Source organism: Paraburkholderia sp. 35.1, from assembly GCF_050436525.1.
Taxonomy (GTDB): Bacteria; Pseudomonadota; Gammaproteobacteria; order Burkholderiales; family Burkholderiaceae; genus Paraburkholderia; species Paraburkholderia tuberum.
On record NZ_JBNDMJ010000003.1, the window covers coordinates 1,553,159 to 1,570,872 of the forward strand.

At 63.1% G+C, this 17,714-nt stretch carries 23 protein-coding genes and 1 tRNA gene; 4 read left to right on the plus strand and 20 right to left on the minus strand.

Features of this window, described 5'->3' with window-relative positions; all coding sequences use genetic code 11:
• Positions 1–287: 287 nt before the first annotated feature.
• On the plus strand, positions 288–608 hold the full coding sequence (locus tag OKW27_RS27235; RefSeq protein ID WP_090802066.1) for a DNA-binding protein: 321 nt from the start codon (positions 288–290) through the stop codon (positions 606–608).
• A gap of 135 nt (positions 609–743) precedes the next feature.
• Here OKW27_RS27235 and OKW27_RS27240 read toward each other — a convergent pair whose 3' ends face one another.
• Positions 744–953: a DUF1059 domain-containing protein gene (locus tag OKW27_RS27240; protein WP_090805487.1), complete on the minus strand. Its 210-nt coding sequence runs from the start codon at positions 951–953 to the stop codon at positions 744–746.
• A 441-nt stretch (positions 954–1,394) separates the two neighbouring features.
• Here OKW27_RS27240 and OKW27_RS27245 point away from each other — a divergent pair, with 441 nt between their 5' ends.
• Entirely contained in the window at positions 1,395–2,666 is a 1,272-nt protein-coding gene (locus OKW27_RS27245) for a TIGR03862 family flavoprotein (protein ID WP_429335385.1), read from the plus strand.
• Positions 2,667–2,681: 15 nt separating this feature from the next.
• Here the strand turns inward: OKW27_RS27245 and OKW27_RS27250 are convergent, their stop codons facing one another.
• The gene (locus OKW27_RS27250; protein ID WP_429335386.1) at positions 2,682–3,806 is read right to left on the minus strand and encodes a methyltransferase; all 1,125 of its coding nucleotides are present in this window, start codon (positions 3,804–3,806) and stop codon (positions 2,682–2,684) included.
• 187 nt (positions 3,807–3,993) lie between these two features.
• Here OKW27_RS27250 and OKW27_RS27255 point away from each other — a divergent pair, with 187 nt between their 5' ends.
• Positions 3,994–4,227, plus strand: a complete 234-nt coding sequence (locus OKW27_RS27255) for a hypothetical protein (protein WP_429335387.1) — start codon at positions 3,994–3,996, stop codon at positions 4,225–4,227.
• A 10-nt stretch (positions 4,228–4,237) separates the two neighbouring features.
• Here the strand turns inward: OKW27_RS27255 and OKW27_RS27260 are convergent.
• From OKW27_RS27260 to OKW27_RS27290, 7 genes are all read right to left on the minus strand, one after another.
• A tRNA-Thr gene (locus OKW27_RS27260) sits at positions 4,238–4,313 on the minus strand.
• A 19-nt stretch (positions 4,314–4,332) separates the two neighbouring features.
• Positions 4,333–4,830, minus strand: a complete 498-nt coding sequence (locus tag OKW27_RS27265) for a ClpXP protease specificity-enhancing factor (RefSeq protein ID WP_090802069.1) — start codon at positions 4,828–4,830, stop codon at positions 4,333–4,335.
• A 66-nt stretch (positions 4,831–4,896) separates the two neighbouring features.
• Positions 4,897–5,508: a glutathione S-transferase N-terminal domain-containing protein gene (locus OKW27_RS27270; protein ID WP_006052302.1), complete on the minus strand. Its 612-nt coding sequence runs from the start codon at positions 5,506–5,508 to the stop codon at positions 4,897–4,899.
• 95 nt (positions 5,509–5,603) lie between these two features.
• Entirely contained in the window at positions 5,604–6,359 is a 756-nt protein-coding gene (locus OKW27_RS27275) for a cytochrome c1 (protein ID WP_090805491.1), read from the minus strand.
• Between the two features lie 23 nt (positions 6,360–6,382).
• Entirely contained in the window at positions 6,383–7,762 is a 1,380-nt protein-coding gene (locus OKW27_RS27280; RefSeq protein ID WP_090802071.1) for a cytochrome b, read from the minus strand.
• Positions 7,762–8,382 carry a ubiquinol-cytochrome c reductase iron-sulfur subunit gene (gene petA / locus OKW27_RS27285; RefSeq protein WP_090802072.1) on the minus strand — a complete coding sequence of 207 codons (621 nt, stop codon included), beginning with the start codon at positions 8,380–8,382 and terminating at the stop codon, positions 7,762–7,764. The genes OKW27_RS27280 and petA overlap by 1 nt, the downstream gene beginning before the upstream one ends.
• A 220-nt stretch (positions 8,383–8,602) precedes the next feature.
• On the minus strand, positions 8,603–9,349 hold the full coding sequence (locus OKW27_RS27290; RefSeq protein WP_429335388.1) for a Nif3-like dinuclear metal center hexameric protein: 747 nt from the start codon (positions 9,347–9,349) through the stop codon (positions 8,603–8,605).
• Between the two features lie 19 nt (positions 9,350–9,368).
• Here OKW27_RS27290 and OKW27_RS27295 point away from each other — a divergent pair, with 19 nt between their 5' ends.
• Positions 9,369–10,589: a Do family serine endopeptidase gene (locus OKW27_RS27295; protein WP_090802075.1), complete on the plus strand. Its 1,221-nt coding sequence runs from the start codon at positions 9,369–9,371 to the stop codon at positions 10,587–10,589.
• An 89-nt stretch (positions 10,590–10,678) separates the two neighbouring features.
• Here the strand turns inward: OKW27_RS27295 and tatC are convergent, their stop codons facing one another.
• From tatC to hisB, 11 genes are all read right to left on the minus strand, one after another.
• Positions 10,679–11,464, minus strand: coding sequence for a twin-arginine translocase subunit TatC (gene tatC / locus OKW27_RS27300; RefSeq protein WP_429335389.1), 786 nt, complete (start codon positions 11,462–11,464; stop codon positions 10,679–10,681).
• Between the two features lie 34 nt (positions 11,465–11,498).
• Entirely contained in the window at positions 11,499–12,041 is a 543-nt protein-coding gene (tatB, locus tag OKW27_RS27305) for a Sec-independent protein translocase protein TatB (RefSeq protein WP_090802078.1), read from the minus strand.
• A 48-nt stretch (positions 12,042–12,089) separates the two neighbouring features.
• A complete protein-coding gene (tatA, locus tag OKW27_RS27310) occupies positions 12,090–12,335 on the minus strand; it encodes a Sec-independent protein translocase subunit TatA (RefSeq protein WP_090802080.1) in 246 nt (81 codons plus the stop codon).
• A 268-nt stretch (positions 12,336–12,603) separates the two neighbouring features.
• On the minus strand, positions 12,604–12,969 hold the full coding sequence (locus OKW27_RS27315; RefSeq protein WP_429335390.1) for a histidine triad nucleotide-binding protein: 366 nt from the start codon (positions 12,967–12,969) through the stop codon (positions 12,604–12,606).
• A 93-nt stretch (positions 12,970–13,062) separates the two neighbouring features.
• A complete protein-coding gene (locus OKW27_RS27320; protein ID WP_184065591.1) occupies positions 13,063–13,458 on the minus strand; it encodes a DUF4870 family protein in 396 nt (131 codons plus the stop codon).
• A gap of 90 nt (positions 13,459–13,548) precedes the next feature.
• On the minus strand, positions 13,549–13,944 hold the full coding sequence (locus OKW27_RS27325; protein ID WP_090802085.1) for a phosphoribosyl-ATP diphosphatase: 396 nt from the start codon (positions 13,942–13,944) through the stop codon (positions 13,549–13,551).
• Entirely contained in the window at positions 13,941–14,351 is a 411-nt protein-coding gene (gene hisI / locus OKW27_RS27330) for a phosphoribosyl-AMP cyclohydrolase (protein ID WP_090802086.1), read from the minus strand. The genes OKW27_RS27325 and hisI overlap by 4 nt, the downstream gene beginning before the upstream one ends.
• A gap of 1 nt (position 14,352) precedes the next feature.
• Positions 14,353–15,126 (minus strand): imidazole glycerol phosphate synthase subunit HisF, encoded by a 774-nt coding sequence (gene hisF, locus OKW27_RS27335; protein ID WP_090802088.1) that lies wholly within the window; start codon positions 15,124–15,126, stop codon positions 14,353–14,355.
• Between the two features lie 244 nt (positions 15,127–15,370).
• Complete coding sequence (gene hisA / locus OKW27_RS27340) at positions 15,371–16,123, minus strand: 1-(5-phosphoribosyl)-5-[(5-phosphoribosylamino)methylideneamino]imidazole-4-carboxamide isomerase (protein ID WP_090802089.1); 753 nt, start codon at positions 16,121–16,123, stop codon at positions 15,371–15,373.
• Positions 16,124–16,304: 181 nt separating this feature from the next.
• A complete protein-coding gene (gene hisH / locus OKW27_RS27345) occupies positions 16,305–16,946 on the minus strand; it encodes an imidazole glycerol phosphate synthase subunit HisH (RefSeq protein ID WP_184035773.1) in 642 nt (213 codons plus the stop codon).
• A gap of 161 nt (positions 16,947–17,107) precedes the next feature.
• The gene (hisB, locus tag OKW27_RS27350) at positions 17,108–17,695 is read right to left on the minus strand and encodes an imidazoleglycerol-phosphate dehydratase HisB (RefSeq protein ID WP_013090696.1); all 588 of its coding nucleotides are present in this window, start codon (positions 17,693–17,695) and stop codon (positions 17,108–17,110) included.
• Positions 17,696–17,714: the final 19 nt, after the last annotated feature.

A 17,714-nucleotide genomic window follows, 5' to 3' on the forward strand; every position in this document is an offset into this window, starting at 1 on the left:
CGCCGCCCGGGTCACGCGAGACAGGCGGTCCGCTGGGAACATTTCCTGCTCGAAAGGCGCTGCGCGGAAGTGTCTCGAGAATGGCTGAAAACAGCTTGAGCGCCGGCTGAGCCTGCGGGTGCAAGCCGCGTCGCCGAAAACAGGAAGCTGTCCGGCCGTGCAACCGGACACGCGAACCGGATGCATGTGGGGAGAGCGGCCCCGCAACAAGGGGCGAACGTTACGTAACCAGCAGCGGCCGGCTTTGCAACGGGTCGCGCGCTCGGATGATCACAGAAGAGGCGGCAATGGATACGGTACCCAACGGAAATGTCGAACAGAAGTTTCAGGAAATGATGGCGAAGCTCACCGCCGCGCCGGCATGGTCGGAGAAACAGCAACTCGAACTGGAGATGGCTCGCGACATCTCCACGGAAATGCTGCGGCTCGCCGAGGTCATGCGTGACGGCAACGTCGACCTCGAGACCTGCCTGACGATGCTCAAGTACGCCAAGGTGCTCGACTTCGTGATGACGACGCTCGCGTCGCGACGCGACATCAAGCCGCAGACGTTGCGGGTGATCTTCAAGCTCGCCGGGCTGAAGGTCGATGAGGCGTATCCGGGTTAGCGCGTCGGCATCCTGGTTAGATTGGCTTGGTATTGCGTTTCTCGTGTCACCACAAGACTGCTGCAACACGCCCGCACGCGGGCGGCTGGATGCCGCTCGCGACGCGGGCTTCCACACTCCCCTTCCACGGGTCTCTCAAGCGTGCCGCGCCTCGACGGGCGGCGTTCCCTCATGAAATAGCGTCTTCAGCTGCTCGCGCAGCTCCGGCGAATCCGCGTGCTTGTGAACGCTGACGGCATGCTGGACCGCGGCTTCGAGCAGTTCGCCGTCGCTGTCGGCGGATAGCGCGACAGTGCAGTTCGTTTCGCTCGGAAACTCGCGACAGTCGATATATTTGCGGGTCATGGCAATCTCCTTGAACCAGACGATCGACTCTTCCACCGATTCAACAGGCGCTTCGCGTCGGCTGCCGGCGCGCGGCAGTGAAGCGCGCCGCAGCGGCTGCGTCGCAAGCGACGTGATTGGGGATTGACGCGAGGAACGACGCGAATGGCGTCCGATGGAAGATGTTTGAAAAGTATAGGTCGCGTGCGGCGCGGGCCAAGCGGTGAACGCGATGCGCAACGGCCGGGAGAAAGACTGAATCCAGTATTTTCCGGTCTGGGGCGATCGAGCCCGGTCGCCTGGCGAATAGCCGCCTGTTTGCCAGTACCGAGCACAGTTCGACAGAGTTTGTCGGTGTTTGCTGCGCGCCGCGCGCGGTGTGACAATAGCGCCCTTCGCGCCGCATATCCGTTCGGTCACCGCGGCGCACCGCCTTTTCTCCCCGTTGATCCGCTGAACCGCATGTCATTCTCGCTCGATTCCGCCCGCGTCGCCGTGATCGGCGGCGGCCCCGCCGGCCTGATGGCCGCGGAGACGCTTGCCGGGCGCGGCGTGCAAGTCCACGTATATGACGCGATGCCGTCGGTCGGCCGCAAATTCCTGATGGCGGGCAAAGGCGGCATGAACATCACGCATTCGGAAGCCCTCGCGCCGTTTCTCGAGCGCTACGGCTCGCGCCGCGAGCGCATCGCGCCGTTACTGGACGCGTTCGGTCCCGACGCGCTGCGCACATGGTTGCGCGAGTCGGGCGTCGAGACGTTCGTCGGCAGTTCGGGGCGCGTATTTCCGTCCGACATGAAGGCCGCGCCGATGCTGCGCGCGTGGCTGCATCGGCTGCGCGAAGCGGGTGTGCAGTTTCATATGCGTCACAAGTGGAGCGGCTGGGCGTCAACATCCGAAGACGGTGCCGCCCACGTGTTGCGCTTCGACACGCCCAACGGTGAGCAGACGATCAGCTGCGACGCGGTCGTGTTCGCGCTCGGCGGCGCCAGTTGGCCGCGTCTCGGCTCCGACGCCGCGTGGGTGCCGCTGATGACGTCGCGCGACGTGCCGGTGACGCCGCTGCGTCCCGCGAACTGCGGCTTCGACGCGGACTGGAGCCCGTATCTGCGCGAGCGTTTCGCGGGTCAGCCGATCAAGACGGTCGCGATTTCCGTCATCGATGTAGACGGAAAAGTCCACAATCGACAAGGTGAAATACTTTTGACTGAAACGGGCCTCGAAGGGAGCCTGATTTACGCGTTGTCGGCGCCGATCCGCGAGCGGATTCTCGCCGGCGGCGAGGTCACGATCGCCTTGGATCTCGCGCCAGGCTTGCCGCTCGAGCGAGTTGTGGAGGAAGTGACGCGGCCGCGCGGCTCACGCTCGATCGCGAGTCATCTGCACGGGCGAATCGGAATCGGCGGGGTCAAGCTGGCGTTGTTGCACGAGATTCTGTCGAAAGAAGCCTTCGCCGATGCACGCGGCCTCGCCCACGCGATCAAGGCGCTGCCGATGCGACTGCTGCGCGCGCGACCGATCGAGGAAGCGATCAGTACCGCGGGCGGAATCCCGTTCGAGGCGTTGGACGCGCATCTGATGATCGACCGGATGCCCGGCGCATTCTGCGCGGGCGAAATGCTCGATTGGGAGGCGCCGACCGGTGGTTATCTGTTGACCGCCTGCTTTGCCAGCGGGCTGGTCGCTGGCCGGGGCGCGTGCGCGTATCTGGAAGCGCACGGCACGTCGGCGTGACGCGCGCAGTCGCCGTCACCGCGCCTTGAGCCGCCACAACGACGTGACCTCGGCCGCTCGCGCAACATACAACGGATCGTTCTGATCGCTGGCCTTCGGATGCCGTGGACGAATGTCCTCGCGTCCCACGACACTGAGCCCCGCGTGCTCGATCGCCGCGAGCAGCCACTCGCGCGTCCGCAGTCCAAGGTGCTCGGCGAAATCCGAAATGATCAGCCAGCCCTCGCCGCCCGGCGTCAGATGATCGGCGAGGCCGTTCAGGAAGCCGACCAGCATGCGGCTGTCCGGATCGTAGATCGCGTATTCGAGCGGCGACGCGGGCCGCGCCGGCACCCACGGCGGATTGCAGACGACGAGCGGTGCCCGACCGTCCGGAAACAGATCGGCCTGTACGATCTCGACCTGCTCGGCGCAACCAAGACGCGCGAGATTTTCACGAGCACACGCAAGCGCGCGCGCATCCTGGTCCGTCGCGACGATCTTGCGCACGCCGCGTTTGGCCAGCAGCGCGGCCAGCACGCCAGTGCCGGTGCCGATATCGAACGCGAGGTCCAACGACGGCAGCGGCGTGCGCGCGACCAGATCGACGTACTCGCCGCGCACCGGTGAGAACACACCGTAGTGCGGATGGATGCGCTCGCCGAGCGCCGTAATCTCGACGCCCTTCTTGCGCCATTCGTGCGCGCCGATCAAACCGAGCAACTCGCGCAACGATACGACCGACGCGTCACCGCTCGCCGGTCCATAAGCTTCGATGCAGGCCTGCCGCACGTCGGGCGCGCGACGCAGCGGAATGGCGTAGTCGGCATCGAGCGGAATCAGGATCATGCCGAGCGTGCGCGCGCGCTGCGACTGCGCCTGCCGATGCTGGTTGAACGCGTCGAGCGGCGTGGCTCCCTGCTTGCGCGGCTTGCGTTCGAGCCGGCGCGTGACGGCCTGCAGCAGTTGGCGCGCGTTCTGGAAGTCGCCGCGCCACAGCAGCGCGGTGCCTTCGCAGGCGAGGCGGTAGGCCGAATCGGCGGTGGTGCGGTCGTCGGCGACGACGACGCGCTTCGGCGGCGGCACGGCCGCCTCGGAACGCCAGCGTGCGGTGCGCGGGCCGTCGGCTTCTGGCCAGGTGAGAGTTGCGGGGCTGGTCATGGTGCAATGGAGTCGATGTGACGTCGCCTGCGACGTGGACCGCGGCAGTGGACCGGAATGTCCGGCGGCTGCCCGCCATCCCGGGCGACGCACGAATAGTAACGTACCGCCGCCGTGCGGATTCGCGGCGCGGCATGAATTGGTGACGGTGATGAGGTGAGTCTAGGCGCACCGAAAGTAGACAATCATGTCTACAATCGACAAGGTGAAAGAGATATCGTGGTTTTTGAGCCATCGCGCGGCTCACCTCACGCTGCCCTCGCACGTTTTGACGTGCGTGAAACCCTCGTCGCAAACAAGCCTGGCCAAGGCTTCGGTGATCGGCATCAGCAACGATCCGGGCAATTTCCACCGAAAAAAGAAAAACCCCGCTAAAGCGTGTGCTTCGACGGGGTTTTCTAGCATTTCCAGTTACTGCTGATAAAGCAATCTGGTGCCGGCTGCAGGACTCGAACCCGCCACCTCATGATTACAAGTCAAGCGCTCTACCTGATGAGCTAAGCCGGCATGAGGCCGTGATTCTACTTCATTTCACGATCTTAAGGCGAGCCCTTCCGCCGCCTTTCGAGCCATCGTCGTCGGGCTGCGGTTTGTCGTCGGCGTCGGTGGCCTCGACAGGGTCGGCGGGGGCGGTTTCGACGGCGCGCGGAGCCGCCGGCGTGTCAGCTTCGTCCGCGGCATCCGCGCCCGAATCCTGAGCCTCGCCGCCCGCCGATTCGACCGGGAACGCCATACCCTGGCCGTTCTCGCGCGCGTAGATCGCAAGAATATTGGCGACCGGCACTTCGATCTTGTGGGACTTGCCGGAGAAGCGCGCGTTGAACTCGATCCACTCGTTGCCCATCTGCAGCTGGCTGGTCGCCTCGAAGCTGATGTTCAACACGATCTCGTTGTCGCGCACGAACTGACGTGGCACGCGCGTCTGATTGTCGACGCGGACCGCGATATGCGGTGTGTAGCCGTTATCCGTGCACCACTCGTAGAGCGCGCGCAACAGATAAGGCTTCGTGGAAATCTCTTGCATCAACAGTCCTCTTGCGGGCGCGGTCGCGCATCGAAGCGATGCGGCGTCCGCGCTCCAAAGCCAAACTCAACGACGCATCACCTTTTCCGACGGCGTCAGCGCTTCGATATAAGCCGGGCGGCTGAAAATGCGCTCGGCGTACTTCATCAGCGGCGCGGCGTTCTTCGACAGTTCGATACCGTAGTGGTCAAGGCGCCAAAGCAGCGGTGCGATCGCGACGTCGAGCATCGAGAACTCTTCGCCGAGCATGTACTTATTCTTCAGGAAGATCGGCGCGAGCTGCGTCAGGCGATCGCGGATCGCGAGGCGCGCCTTCTCGTGATTCTTCTCCGCTGCCTTGCCCTTCTCGTTTTCGAGCGTGCCGACGTGGACGAACAGCTCTTTCTCGAAGTTGAGCAGGAACAGGCGGGCACGCGCGCGCTGGACCGGATCGGCCGGCATCAGCTGCGGGTGCGGGAAGCGCTCGTCGATGTACTCGTTGATGATGTTCGATTCGTACAGAATCAGGTCCCGTTCGACGAGAATCGGCACCTGACCATACGGATTCATCACGGCGATGTCTTCCGGCTTGTTGAACAGGTCGACGTCGCGGATCTCGAAGTCCATGCCCTTTTCGAACAACACCAGCCGGCAACGCTGGGAGAACGGGCAAGTAGTGCCGGAATACAGAACCATCATGTTTACGTTTCCTCAAAAAGCTGAAGGGCCAGCGCGCGGAAAAACCGTTCAGCAGGTTTTTCCTGGCGCCGGCCCCACGCCATGTAGCGGCGTGATTATTTGATATGTTTCCAGTACGCGGCGTTCAGTCGCCAGGCGAAAAAGCTCAGGATACCGAGGAACAACAGCACCCACACGCCAAGTTGCCTGCGGGTTTGCTGCGTCGGTTCGGACATCCATGACAGGTACGACACAAGGTCGGCCACAGCAGAATCATAATCTACCGGCGACATCGTCCCCGGAGTCAGTTGCTGGAAGCCGAGGAATTTGTGTACTTTTTCGCCGGTTCTTTCGTCGGTTTCGTCGCCGAATTGCGCCGCACGCTGCCCCTGAAGCTGCCACAGCACGTGAGGCATGCTCACGTTTTGGTACACCAGATTGTTCCAGCCGGTCGGCCGCGTATCGTCGCGGTAAAAACTCCGCAGATACGTGTAAAGCCAGTCCGTGCCGCGCGCCCGCGCCTCCACCGACAGATCCGGCGGCGTCGCCCCAAACCACGCTTTCGCGTCCTCCGGGCGCATCGCCACGGTCATCGTGTTGCCGACCTTGTCGGTGGTGAACAGCAGGTTCGCCCGGATTTCGTTCGGCGTGATGCCGAGATCAGTCAGGCGGTTGTAGCGCATCAGGTTCGCGCTGTGGCAATTCAGGCAGTAGTTTACAAACAATTGCGCGCCGCGCTGCAAAGAAGCGAAATTGTTCGTGTTGTCCGGCGCGCGATCGAGCGGGAAATTCTCGTCCGCGTGAACCGGAGCGGCCAACAGCGCAAGCACGGTCGCGCCGACCAGCGCGCACATCGAAAGCAGTTTTTTCATCTTCATGTTCTCCTGGCTCGCGATTAGTGAGGCTTGAACCGCACCCGCTCGGGCGGCTGCTTGAACTTGCCAAGCCGGGTCCAGAAGGGCATGCCGAGGAAAAACGCGAAGTAGATCAGCGCGCAGATCTGGGCGATCAGCGTCGCGGCCGGCGATGGCGGTCGCGTGCCGAGGAAGCCGAGCGTCAGGAACGCGATCACGAAGATCCCGAAGAAAACCTTGTGGAAGAACGGCCGGTAGCGAATAGACCTGACCGGCGACCGGTCCAGCCACGGCAGGAAGAACAGCGAAATCACCGCGCTGCCCATCACCACGACGCCCCAGAACTTCGATTCGGTGAACACCATCGCGACGATCACCAGCACCGCAAGCAGCGGCAGGCCGAGCTTCCACTTGCCGCGCGCGCGCACGAGCGCCAGCAACCCGAGTAGCGCGATGACGATCATCAGCACGATCTTGAATGGATCGGTAGTGGCGCGCAGCATCGCATAAAAGGCGGTGAAGTACCACACAGGCGCAATTTCCGGCGGCGTCTGCAGCGGGTTCGCGGGGATGAAGTTGTTGGCTTCAAGGAAGTACCCACCCATTTCCGGCGCGAAGAAGATGATCGCCGCGAAGATCAGCAGGAAGATCGTTACGCCCATGAAGTCGTGCACCGAGTAGTACGGGTGGAACGGAATGCCGTCGAGCGGCACGCCATCCGGCCCCTTCTTCGCCTTGATCTCGATGCCGTCCGGGTTGTTCGAGCCGACTTCGTGCAGCGCGACGAGGTGGGCGATCACGAGGCCGATCAGCACCAGCGGAATCGCGATCACGTGGAACGCGAAGAAGCGGTTCAGCGTGACGTCAGAGACCACGTAGTCGCCGCGAATCCATAGCGACAGATCCGGCCCGATGAACGGAATCGCCGAGAACAGGTTCACGATCACCTGCGCGCCCCAGAACGACATCTGGCCCCACGGCAGGAGGTAGCCGAAGAACGCCTCGGCCATCAGGCTCAGGAAAATCAGGCAGCCGAAAATCCACACGAGTTCGCGCGGCTTGCGGTACGAGCCGTACAGGAGCCCGCGGAACATGTGCAGATACACGACGACGAAAAACATCGACGCACCCGTCGAGTGCATGTAGCGGATCAGCCAGCCCCACGGCACCTCGCGCATGATGTACTCGACCGACGAAAACGCGAGCGTCGCGTCGGGCTTGTAGTTCATCGTCAGGAAAATGCCGGTGACGATCTGGTTGACCAGCACCAGCAACGCAAGCGAACCGAAGAAGTACCAGAAGTTGAAGTTCTTCGGCGCGTAGTACTCGGAAACGTGCTTCTTCCACGTGGCAGTCATCGGGAAGCGCTGGTCGATCCAACCAGCCAGCCCGGTCGTCTCTACTTCGTGTTCGCTCGCCATTACGCTTCTCCTTTTTCGTCCTTCCCGATCACAAGGGCCGTCGCCGACGTGAACATGAAGCGCGGGATGTCGAGGTTCTGCGGAGCGGGTTTGTTCTTGAAGACGCGGCCGGCCATGTCGTAGGTCGAGCCGTGGCACGGGCACAGGAAGCCGCCGGGCCAGTCGTCGGGGAGATTCGGCTGCGGGCCTTCCTGGAAGCGCGGCGTCGGCGTGCAGCCCAGATGCGTGCAAACGGCGACGGCAACCAGCAGATGCTTGTTCTCGGCACGTGAACGGAATTCGTTGTTGCAGTAGTCCGGCAGCGGCATCGAAAACGGATTCAGCGAGTGGGGGTCCGCTACCTGGCTGTCGGCTTTTTGAACATCGGCGAGCATGCGGTCCGTGCGGTTGATGATCCACACCGGCTTGCCGCGCCAGGCGACCGTCATCATGTCGCCGGGCTTCAGACCACTGATATCGACTTCGACCGGGGCACCTGCGGCCTTGGCCTTTTCGGATGGTGCAAAGGAACTAACAAAGGGTACGACAACGGCAACACCTCCTATGCCGCCTGCTACGGTCGTCGCTACCAGCCAGTTACGGCGGCTGCCATCGACGCGTTCCTCTTCTTTGTCTCGCATCACACGCCCCACTTCTGAGTTGGATTTTTCCTTCACGTCGCTTCTACCGCCGCTAGTTTGCTCGAATGGAGTCGCCATTTACAAGGGCCGATTGCCAAAAACCGTGCGAAGCCCTTGATAACTCAGGGTTTGTCCGTACCGATCGCAAACTTTTTCGCACCTCCTTTTAAGTGCCTTCTGCGGTATTCCTGCCTTGTTCTTCGTTAATGCAATTCGCAATTCAAACGGGATTGGGGATATCGATAAACAGATGTTCGATATCGAACGATTCGGACAGATGCTTGCCCACCGCCTGCACGCCGAAGCGCTCGGTCGCGTGGTGGCCAGCCGCCAGAAACGCGACGCCGCTTTCCGCCGCCGTATGCATCACCGACTCCGATACCTCGCCGGTCACGTAGACGTCGACACCCGCGTTGATCGCCGCGTCGAACATGCCTTGCGCGGCGCCCGTGCACCAGCCGACGCGGCGCAGCTCCATATCCGGATCGCCGAACACGAGCGGCGTGCGGCCCAGTGTCTGCTCGATTTCCGCGGTGAGGTGCGACAGCGTGATCGGCATTGGCAGCGTGGCGAGCCAGCCGAGATCGTTGTCGCCGAAACGCGCGTCGCTGATCCAGCCCATCTTTTCGCCGATCTGCGCGTTGTTGCCGAACTCGGGATGATCGTCGAGCGGCAGATGGTAGGCGAACAGGTTCAGGTCGTTGGCGAGCAGCAGCTTCAAACGAGCATGTTTGCGGCCGGTGATCTGCGGTGCCTCGTTGCGCCAGAAGTAGCCGTGATGGACCAGCACGGCGTCCGCGCCCCAGTCGAGCGCGGCCTCCAGGAAGGCCACCGACGCGGTCACGCCGGTCGCGAGCTTGTTGATCCGGCGGCGTCCTTCGACCTGCAATCCGTTCGGGCAATAGTCCTTGAAGCGCGCGGTTTCAAGGAGATTGTTCAAGTACAATTCAAGTTCAATCCGATCCATATAGACCTCTAGTCTTCAGATGCTTAGACGCTTCTGGCTGTTATTTGCCCAAGCGGTGACGGTGCTGTTGGCGCTGATGTTCATCATTGCGACCCTCAAACCGCAGTGGCTGCAGCGTCAAGGACAATTCGGCAGACAACTCGCCGAACCGATCGTCGCGCTACGGGAAGTGGCGCCGGGCATCGGCACTGGCCATGCCGAAACGTCCTATGCCGAAGCGGCGCAAAAGGCCATGCCCGCGGTCGTCAACGTGTTCTCCAGCAAGGATGGCTCGCTGCCTCCCGACCCGCGCGCCAAAGACCCGCTGTTCCGCTACTTCTTCGGCGACAGGAACAATCGCAAGCAGCAGGAGCAGCCTGCCTCGAATCTCGGCTCAGGCGTGATAGTGAGTTCGGAAGGTTACATTCTAACGAACCAGCACGTCGTCGACGGCGCCGATCAGATCGAAATCGCGCTCGCCGATGGCCGCACCGCCAGCGCGAAGGTCATCGGCATCGACCCCGAAACCGATCTGGCCGTGCTCAAGGTCAATATGACCAATCTGCCCACCATCACGCTCGGCCGGATGGACCAGACCCGCGTCGGCGACGTCGTGCTCGCGATCGGCAATCCGTTCGGCGTCGGGCAGACCGTAACGATGGGCATCGTCAGCGCGCTCGGCCGCAACCATCTCGGCATCAATACGTTCGAAAACTTCATCCAGACCGACGCCCCGATCAACCCCGGCAATTCGGGCGGTGCGCTCGTCGACGTGAACGGCAACCTGCTCGGCATCAACACCGCAATCTACTCGCGCTCGGGCGGCTCGCTCGGCATCGGCTTCGCGATTCCGGTGTCGACCGCGCGCAGCGTGCTCGAGAGCATCATTACGACCGGCACGGTCACGCGCGGCTGGATCGGCGTCGAACCGCAGGACGTCACGCCGGAAATCGCGGAGTCGTTCGGGCTCGATCAGAAGTCGGGCGCTATTGTCGCGGGCGTGCTGAAAAGCGGCCCGGCCGACCGTGCGGGCATCAAGCCCGGCGACATCCTGACGAGCGTAAACGGCCAGGTTATCACCGATACCACACGTCTGTTGAACGTGATCGCGCAGATCAAGCCCGGTACGGCGGCGAAAGTGCATCTGGTGCGCAAAGGTCATCAGATCGATCTCGACGTGATGATCGGCAAACGCCCGCCGCCGCCGAAGCAGGCGCCAGACGATAACGGCGGCGATCAGCCGGATGACGAAGGCGGTTGAAGTAATGCCGCGATTCCACGCAATGAATAAGGGCAGTCCGCAATGAACTGCCCTTTTTCATTTGACACCCGGCACTGACTCGCGGCACTTCAACCAGACGGCGGCGGACTCGCATCCTCCACGACCACCGGCTGCTTGCCGACGATCAACCGCGCCGCGACGATGCCAGCTTCGTACAGCAGAATCAGCGGAACCGCGAGGATCAGCTGCGAAAACACGTCCGGCGGCGTTACGACGGCCGACACCACGAACGCGCCGACGATCACATACGGCCGGATCTCCTTCAGCTTCTTCAGCTTCACCACGTTCATCCGCACCAGCAGCACGACGACGATCGGTACCTCGAACGTGACGCCGAACGCGATGAACATCGTCAGCACGAAGCTCAGGTAATTGTTGATATCGGTTGTCATCTCCGCGCCAAGCGGCGCATTGTAGTGCGCCATCACGCGGAAGATGGTCGGAAACACGACGAAGTACGCGAACGCCATGCCGCACAGGAACAGCGTGTAGCTGCTCGCGACGAGCGGCGCGACGAGCTTCTTCTCGTGCTGATAGAGCCCAGGCGCGACGAACGCCCAGATCTGGTACAGCACGACCGGCAGCGCGATCACGAAGGCGACCAGCATCGTCACCTTCATCGGCACGAAGAACGAGCCGGTGACGTCGGTGACGATCATCTTGCCGTCCTTCGGCAGATTCATCATCAGCGGACGGGCGAGCAGTTTGAAGATGTCCGGCGCCCAGTACACGAGCCCGATGAACACGAGGACGACGGCGAGCCCCGCACGGATGATGCGGTCACGCAGTTCGACGAGGTGGGAAATGAAGGTCTCTTCAGTGCCTTCGCTCTGGGATTGCTGGGGGTCGCTCACACCGGCCCTCGGTTGGGGATTGTCGATCTGAACATCAGAAAAACCGCGTCGGACGACGCAGGTTGGCAGGTGTGTGCCGCGCAACGCGCGCGGCGCCCGACTGCACGCGCGTGCGCCGCAGGCTCGCTCGCTTGTACCAGGTGGGCGTGGCGCTCTGCTGGACGCGCCAGGTCTTGCGTTTGGGCGCGGCGGCCGGCGTACTGACGGGCCACGAGGTGGCACCCGCGCTGCCGCTGGCCCCGCTGCCGGCGTCTTCGAGCGCGCCGCCGGCGATGCTCGGCGATACCGACGTACCGCTATTCCATGCTTCGTTCAGTTCATTCTCGTGCTTGCGCAGATTGTCCTGAACCGCCGTTTCGACATTGCTCGCGGCCTTCTCGAACTCGGTCTTCATGCGCCGCAATTCGTCGAGCTCGATTTCGCGCGTGACTTCGGCCTTAACGTCGTTGATGTACCGCTGTGCGCGGCCGAACAGCGCGCCGGCCGTGCGAGCGACACGCGGCAGGCGCTCAGGCCCGAGGACGACCAGCGCGACGACGCCGATCAGCGCCATCTTGGTTAGACCGAGGTCCAGCATGAAGTGGAATGTCCGTCAGAAACGCGGGAACGGCGCGAAGGCCGCGGCTTAGCGGTAATCGCTCGATTGCTGCGTCTTTTCCTTCGCTTCGACGTCCACCGCGCCGTTGCGCGGCAGCTCGCGCTGCTGCTGTTGCGCGTCGGCCGACGACGAATCGGCTTCCTTCATGCCTTCCTTGAAGCCCTTCACGGCGCCGCCCAGATCGCTGCCGATGTTGCGCAGCTTCTTCGTGCCGAACACGAGCGCGACGATCAACAGAACGATCAACCAATGCCAAATACTCAACGAACCCATGACTACTCTCCTTAACCCCGGCGCCGCATCTTGATGCGGCCAATTTGCACAACCTGAAGCGCGTGCGCTTCGTCTCGATATATCTCTACGTTACATCAGGCTGCACCGCCTCGCTCGCAATGCGGCCATCTTCGCCTGTCATTGTGGCCACACGATCGCGTCGACGTTATTACACAGCGGTAAAAACAACGACGGCGCTATTGTCCTCGACCAAAACTCGCGGCGGTGCGCACTTGCCACGCAGCGCGCCTGACGCGTGATCCGGCGCTCAGCCCATGCGTTGCCAGGGACGCGGTCCCGCGAGAATGTGCGCGTGCAGGTGATACACCTCCTGACCACCGCCCGGACCGGTATTGATTACCGTGCGAAAGCCCGTTTCGCCGCCGTGATAGGCGACCCCCAATTGTTCGGCCAGTCGCGCGGCCAGGACAAGCATTCTACCAAGCAGAGGCGCGTCGCTTTCCGTGCAGTTCGACAGCGTTGCAATGTGCTTGCGAGGAATCACCAGCACATGCGTTTCGGCCGCCGGACGGATGTCGCGGAAGGCGACGAACTCGTCGTCTTCGTGGACCTTGGTCGACGGGATTTCGCCAGCGGCAATCTTGCAGAAAAGGCAGTTCGGATCGTGACTCATCGTATTCCTGACGCGGTATGACTTGGGCGAGCGAAGCCGCCCGCGCCGAGGTTCGATCCGAAAGCCGGCCCGCCCATACGGACCGGCTGGCGTTCAGACCCAACTGGCCGGATTCGCGAACGACTTGTTATCGTACAGATACAGCCAGCCTTTGATAATACGGTACAACATCCATATGCTGACTGCCCACAGCACCGGAATGCCAATCACGACGAGCAGCAGCAACGCGCCGATCGCGTAACCGACGAGGCCCAGCCAGAACGTGCGGATCTGCCATTCGAAGTGCGCTTCGTACGGCGTGCCGGCCACGTCCGACCGTTTGACGTAGTTGATGATGATCGCGACCAGAATGGTGAGCCCGCCGGTCAGCCAGTGGACCGCATACAGCGCGTACAGCACGTGCGTGAGCGTGCGCAGGCTGCGCTCGCGCTCAGGCTCCATCGCGTGGCGGTAGACCGGCGGCGGATAGCTTCCCTGCGGCTGTTCCATGCTTGCGTCCTCCCGGAGGTGCGGTTACCGCTATATTGGTGCCGGCGCGCGCGACTTCAAGCGGAAACACCAGATTTCCGCTCCGGCTGCTCAGTCGCCGTTTTCCTCGCGCTCGCGGCTCTTGCGCAGCGCCTTTTCCTCGATGCCCGACAGGCCTTCGCGACGCTCGAGTTCGGCGATCACGTCGGCGGGGCTCAGATCGAAATGCGACAGCATCACGAGGCAGTGGAACCACAGGTCCGCAACCTCGCCGACCAGCGCCTTCGGTGCGCCGCCCTGGCGCACGTCCTTCGCGGCCAGCACGACTTCGGTGGCTTCTTCGCCGATCTTTTTCAGCACCGCGTCGTCGCCCTTGTGGAACAGGCGCGATACATACGAGATGTCCGGATCGCCGCCCTTGCGGTTGTCGATCACCGCCGCGAGGCGCAGCAGCGTGTCGAGCGTGGAAGCCGTGGCGGGCGACGGGTTTTGCGTGGATTGCGTCATTTGTAGATGTGTTCGGGGTCTTTCAGCACGGGATCGACGGCCTGCCAGTCGCCATCGTCCACCGAGCCTTCGAATTTCTGGAAAAAGCACGAGTGGCGGCCGGTATGGCACGCGATGCCCGATACCTGCTCGACTTTCAGCAGCACGACGTCTTCGTCGCAATCGAGTCGCACTTCATGCACATGCTGCACGTGGCCCGACTCCTCACCCTTGAACCACAGGCGCTGGCGCGAGCGCGAGAAATACACCGCGCGGCCGGTCTCGACGGTCTTCGCGAGGGCCTCGCGGTTCATCCACGCGAACATCAGCACGTCGTTCGTCGACGCTTCCTGCGCAATCACCGGCACGAGGCCGTTCGCGTCCCACTTGACCTTGTCGAGCCAGTTCACTGCCGAAGGATTCGTCACGTCACAACCTCACCGAAATGCCCTGATCGGCCATGAAGCGCTTGGCCTCGCCGACCGTGTGTTCGCCATAGTGGAAGATGCTCGCGGCGAGCACCGCGTCCGCGTGACCGCTCTTGATGCCATCGGCGAGATGCTGCAGATTGCCGACGCCGCCCGAGGCGATCACCGGCACCGGCACCGCGTCCGACACCGCGCGAGTCAGCGCGAGGTCGAAGCCGCTCCTGGTGCCGTCGCGATCCATGCTTGTCAACAGGATTTCGCCCGCGCCCAACTCGGCCATCTTGCGCGCCCATTCGACCGCATCGAGACCGGTGGCCTTGCGCCCGCCGTGCGTGAACACTTCCCAGCGCGGCGTTTCGCCGTCGGCCGACACGCGCTTCGCATCGATCGCGACGACGATGCACTGCGAGCCGTATTTGTCGGTCGCGTCCTTCACGAGTTGCGGATTCGCTACCGCCGACGAGTTCATGCTGATCTTGTCGGCGCCCGCGTTCAGCAGGCGCCGCACGTCTTCGACCGCGCGCACGCCGCCGCCGACCGTCAGCGGAATGAACACCTGCGAAGCGACCGCCTCGATGATCGGCAGAATCAGGTCGCGCTGATCCGAGGTCGCGGTGATGTCGAGGAACGTCAGTTCGTCGGCGCCCTGGTCGTCGTAACGGCGCGCGATTTCGACCGGGTCGCCCGCGTCGCGCAGTTCGACGAAGTTGACGCCCTTGACCACGCGGCCCGCGGTGACGTCGAGACAGGGGATGATGCGTTTAGCTAGAGCCATGATCGTGCAATTCTGCCAATACCGCTGATGGGGCCGCTCGCTTGCGGGCAAGCGGCACGGTGCCGGCGCGAGCGGTTGCGTCGCGCCGCGAGTGAGGTGCCGGCCGGAAGCTGGCGAGGTTCCGGACGCTTAATCGTGCGACGCGCGTTACAGGCAAGCCATCGTTCGAACGCGCCGCAAGCCGACACGAGCGCAACGCCGGCGGCCCGCGCAACCTGCACAGCACGCGCAGCCGACGCCGTGCTTAAGCGTCGTCCGCTTCGCGCAGCTTGTCCGCGAGCGTCTGCGCGGCCGCGAAGTCGAGGTCGCCCGAATAGATCGCGCGGCCGCAGATTACGCCCTCGATGCCCTCGCCTTCGACTTCGCACAGCGATTCGATGTCCGCGAGGTTCGAAAGGCCGCCGCTCGCGATCACCGGAATCTTGACCGCGCGCGCAAGGCGCACCGTCGCTTCGATGTTGATGCCTTGCAGCATGCCGTCACGGCCGATGTCGGTGTAGATGATCGACTCGCAGCCGTAGTCCTCGAACTTGCGCGCGAGGTCGGCCACTTCGTGACCGGTCAGCTTGCTCCAGCCGTCGGTGGCGACCTTGCCGTCTTTCGCGTCGAGGCCGACGATGATGTGACCGCCGAACGCGGTGCACGCGTCCTGCAGAAAGCCCGGGTTCTTCACCGCGGCCGTGCCGATGATCACGTACGACAAACCGTCGTCCAGATAGCGCTCGATCGTGTTCAGGTCGCGGATGCCACCGCCCAACTGAACCGGAATCGCGCCGCCCACTTCATCGATGATCGCCCGGATTGCATCGCCGTTCTTCGGCTTGCCGGCGAACGCGCCATTCAGATCGACGAGATGCAGACGACGCGCGCCGCGGTCGACCCAATGTCGGGCCATTGCCGCCGGTTCCTCGGAGAAAATCGTCGCCTGGTCCATATCGCCCTGTTTGAGGCGTACACACTGACCGTCTTTCAGGTCGATGGCGGGAATCAGCAGCATAGCAATCGGGTGTTATCTGGGAGTGGATTGAAGGTCGGCGGCAGCGGCTGGCGAGTCAGCCCGCCGCAATACCGTCTCGCTAGTTTAGTACAACTCGTTCGCCGCTCCAGTGGGGCGCCGGTCGGATGCGGGACCGCGGCACCGCGCGACGCGCGCGCGGCAACGGGATGAAAAAAGGCGTTCACGGGTTCCAGTGCACGAAGTTGCGATACACGCGCAGACCCGCCTCGGCGCTCTTTTCAGGGTGGAATTGGGTGGCAAAGATGTTATCCCGCGCTACCGCCGAGGTAAAGGGCACGCCGTAGACCGTTTCGCCCGACGTATGCGCCGGGTTGTCCGGAACCACGTAGTAGCTGTGCACGAAGTAGAAGAACGCGTTGTCGGCGACACCGTCCCACAGCGGATGCGGCTGCGCCTGACGCACGCGGTTCCAGCCCATCTGCGGGACCTTGAAGCGCGAGCCGTCGTCCTGCACCTGGCCTTCGAGCTCGAAGCGCACCGCCTTGCCGGGCAACAGGCCCAGACCCGGCGTGTCGCCCTCGGCGCTCCAGTCGAACAGCATCTGCTCGCCGACGCACACGCCCATCAGCGGCTTGCTGCGCGACGCCTCGACGACCGCTTCCTGCAAACCGGACGCGCCGAGACTGCGCATGCAGTCGGGCATCGCACCCTGGCCCGGCAGCACCACGCGGTCGGCCGAGCGGATCGCTTCCGGACGATCGACGATCGCCACGTCCGCTTCCGGCGCCGCTTTACGCAGTGCCTGGGCAACCGAGCGCAGGTTGCCCATTCCGTAATCCACAATCGCTATCGAAGTTTTCATTTCAAGTTTGGCCGCTCTGCCCTCGATCCATCGATGCCGCCGCGCGGCGTCAAACGACGTGCCGGCAAATGCGGTCCTGCCCGATGAATCGCTTGAAGGTGAGTGGCCTGAAGACGTTGGAGGCGGTGAAACCCGTGTTAAAGCCTGCTACGGCCGTTACGTTAGAGGCTGCCCTTGGTCGACGGAATCTGTCCGGCCGCGCGCTCGTCGAGTTCGACGGCCATGCGCAACGCACGCCCGAATGCCTTGAACACCGTTTCGAGCTGATGGTGCGCGTTGATGCCACGCAGGTTGTCGATGTGCAGCGTCACGCCGGCATGGTTCACGAAGCCGCGGAAGAATTCGATCGACAGGTCGACGTCGAACGTGCCGATGCGCGCGCGCGTGAACGGCACGTGAAATTCGAGGCCCGGACGGCCGGAAAAATCGATCACGACGCGCGACAGCGCTTCGTCGAGCGGCACGTAGGAATGGCCGTAGCGGCGGATGCCCTTGCGATCGCCGATCGCCTTCGCGACGGCCTGGCCGAGCGTGATGCCGGTGTCTTCGACCGTGTGATGGTCGTCGATATGCAGGTCGCCATGCGCTTCGATCTCGAGGTCGAACAACCCGTGGCGGGCGATCTGGTCGAGCATGTGGTCCAGGAACGGCACACCGGTGGCCAGCTTCTGCTGGCCGGTGCCGTCCAGGTTGATCTTCACACGGATCTGCGTTTCGCTGGTGTTGCGAACGACTTCCGCAAGGCGCATGGCAATTCCTCGAATCTGG